General features: G+C 60.5%; 3 protein-coding genes. All 3 read right to left on the bottom strand.

What is annotated here, in order from left to right:
* Window positions 1-70: 70 nt before the first annotated feature.
* The 3 genes from M3I54_RS44140 to M3I54_RS44145 are packed head-to-tail and all read right to left on the bottom strand — an operon-like array spanning window position 71 to window position 2,197.
* Window positions 71-1,657 (bottom strand): IS66 family transposase, encoded by a 1,587-nt coding sequence (locus tag M3I54_RS44140; protein WP_254346687.1) that lies wholly within the window; start codon window positions 1,655-1,657, stop codon window positions 71-73.
* A gap of 31 nt (window positions 1,658-1,688) precedes the next feature.
* Window positions 1,689-1,787, bottom strand: a complete 99-nt coding sequence (locus M3I54_RS45685) for a hypothetical protein (protein ID WP_375542333.1) — start codon at window positions 1,785-1,787, stop codon at window positions 1,689-1,691.
* Window positions 1,784-2,197: a transposase gene (locus M3I54_RS44145; RefSeq protein ID WP_254346688.1), complete on the bottom strand. Its 414-nt coding sequence runs from the start codon at window positions 2,195-2,197 to the stop codon at window positions 1,784-1,786. Before M3I54_RS44145 ends, M3I54_RS45685 begins: the two co-directional genes overlap by 4 nt.
* Window positions 2,198-2,279 lie beyond the last annotated feature (82 nt).

Genomic DNA, 2,279 nt, shown 5'->3' on the forward strand with positions numbered 1-2,279 from the left:
GTATGCGATCCACGAACGACGCCCTTCAGAGTATGGTAGCGGAGCGCGTGAGGTGTGATAGTGATGCGGGTCAGCGGAGGTCCGCCGGCATTTTCCAGGGAAGCAACGCGTCGTAGTCGTCGACGGTTTTCGCCAGAGGCAGGTGTTGGAACAGCCAGGTGAGGTACCGGTAGGGATCGATGCTGTTTGCCTTGCAGGTCTCGACGAGCGTATAGAGATTGGCGCTCGCGTTCGCGCCTTCGACGGTGTCCGAGAACAGCCATCCTCGGCGTCCTACACAGAATGGGCGAATCGCGTTTTCACACGGATTGTTGCTGATGGCCCAACTGCCGTTCTCGACGTAGCGGATCAGCTTCGGCCACTGCCCGCGCAGATAGGTCAGCCCTTTGCCCAGCAGACTTTTCGGTACGACACCGGGCAACCGCTCGAGCATCAGCGCGTGGATTGCTTCAAGCACGCGTGCGCTGTATCGCCGTCGTAACCGCTGTCGTCGCTGCGCTGGCCATGTCTCACTACGTGCTTCGGCAGCGAACAGCTTGCCGATCAGTTTGATGAAGCGAGTAGCGAGCAGATCAGCCGTTCGAGCAGCCTTTGGCACGCTGTCTTCGGCCTTGATGAAGTACCGTCTCACGTGAACCCAACATCCAAGATGCACGAGCTGGTGCCGCTCAGCGATATCGTTGTAGGGTTCGTACCCGTCGGTCATCATGACCGCGCCCGCGCGGATTCCGGTGAACAGCCGGTCGGCCAGCTTCGTGCCGCGTCCCGGTGTATAGGTAAAGCAGCGGATGGGGACACCTGAACCCGTCATCTGCGCCCACAGGTAGCTCGTCGTTTGTGGCCGACGGCCTTTCTCCTTTAGCACCTGGAGCGTTGTCTCGTCGCAGTAGATCAGCTCGGCATCGAGTAACGCATCGCGCATCAGGTTGATCACGGGCTGCGCCGCGAGCCCAACCCGGACCATACTGGCAGCGATCGTGTTCGACGAGATGTCGCCGCCGAAGCGACGCAACAACCCGGCCTGGCGATACAGCGGCATGCCGAACTGATACTTGCCGGTGGCGATCCATGCGAGCGCCGATTCGCTCAAGAGACCTCGAGGGATGATGCGAGGCGGCGCCGGCGTCACCTTGATGCCGAGATCGCAGCACGGACAGGCATATTTGACGCGCTGGTGCTGGATCACGCGAAGCTGCTCCGGAATCACGTCGAGCTGCTCGCTGATCTCCACGCTGAACTCGACGAGCGCGTGACCATCGTTCATGCAGAAACGTTCGGCTTCGGGCAGTTCGTGCCGAACGACATCGCGCGGCAGGTTGGGATCGAGTGGCTTGCGATGGCCGCGCTTCTTGCGCGTGTGCGCCGCGATCTTCGATTCTTCTTCTGGCGCGTCTTCCTGAGCGGGCGCGCTGTCTGCGCCAAGCACTTCCGCTTCGTTGAACAAACCGGGTTGATCCGAATCTCGTGCCTCGCTCTTTGCGCTGAACAGCTCGCGACGGTAGGCTCGCAGTCGTTCTTCGGCGAGATCGCGTTCTGCTGTCACGAGCCGCAGGGCGCTGCGTAATGCCTCTTGTTCTTCTCGCATCGCACGAGCGGCATCGCGTTCGGCGAGCAGCGCTTTCAGTTCCTCGGCAGTGATCGTGACGTTGACCGGCATGCCAGGTTAGACCAGCACACCGTCTGCCTGTTCAGCTCACACGTAGAAATTCCTGCTTCGGATGTCGTCGAATCGTAGTGATGTCATCGCCATCGAGCAGCGCGTGCAGCACGTTGGTCCTCATCGTCACGACCTCAGCCTTGTTGTCGGGCCAGGTGAAACGGCTTGCCTCCAATCGTTTGGCGCCACCGGTACCGAAACGACTGGCACGAACGCCGAAGGTGTTGCCGCGGCAACGACGAGCTTGTGAGAATCTGGAAGATCGATCGCCACGCCGTCATTCACCTCATCCGAAGGGGGCACGTCGTTGCTGCCGCCCTGTGTCGCTGGCAAGGTGCCTTTCTCGCGCTCCATCAGGTATTTCGTTATCCACTTGCGCAGCAGGTTGGCGTTGATCTCGTGCTCTTGCGCAATGCGCGCCACCGACACGCCTGGGCGCAATGCAGCCTCGACCAACGTGCGTTTGCCGCTTTCGTCGTAGCGGCGACGGCCATCCCTGCTTTGCCGAACCACCCTCAACCCTGAGTCTTTGTCAGCCATAGGTGTCCACCTCCAAATAGGTGGACACCTATGCTCCTCGCTCAGAGTCGCATTGGGTAGACGTCGATAATGGATCGCTTAC

Origin of the sequence: Paraburkholderia sp. CNPSo 3274 (genome assembly GCF_024206475.1) — a bacterium.
Taxonomy (GTDB): domain Bacteria; phylum Pseudomonadota; class Gammaproteobacteria; order Burkholderiales; family Burkholderiaceae; genus Paraburkholderia.

What these genes read in the sequence shown, in the direction of transcription:
- M3I54_RS44140 (WP_254346687.1), bottom strand. Translation starts at nt 1,657, where the DNA reads ATGCCGGTCAACGTCACGATCACTGCCGAGGAACTGAAAGCGCTGCTC.
- M3I54_RS44145 (WP_254346688.1), bottom strand. Translation starts at nt 2,197, where the DNA reads ATGGCTGACAAAGACTCAGGGTTGAGGGTGGTTCGGCAAAGCAGGGAT.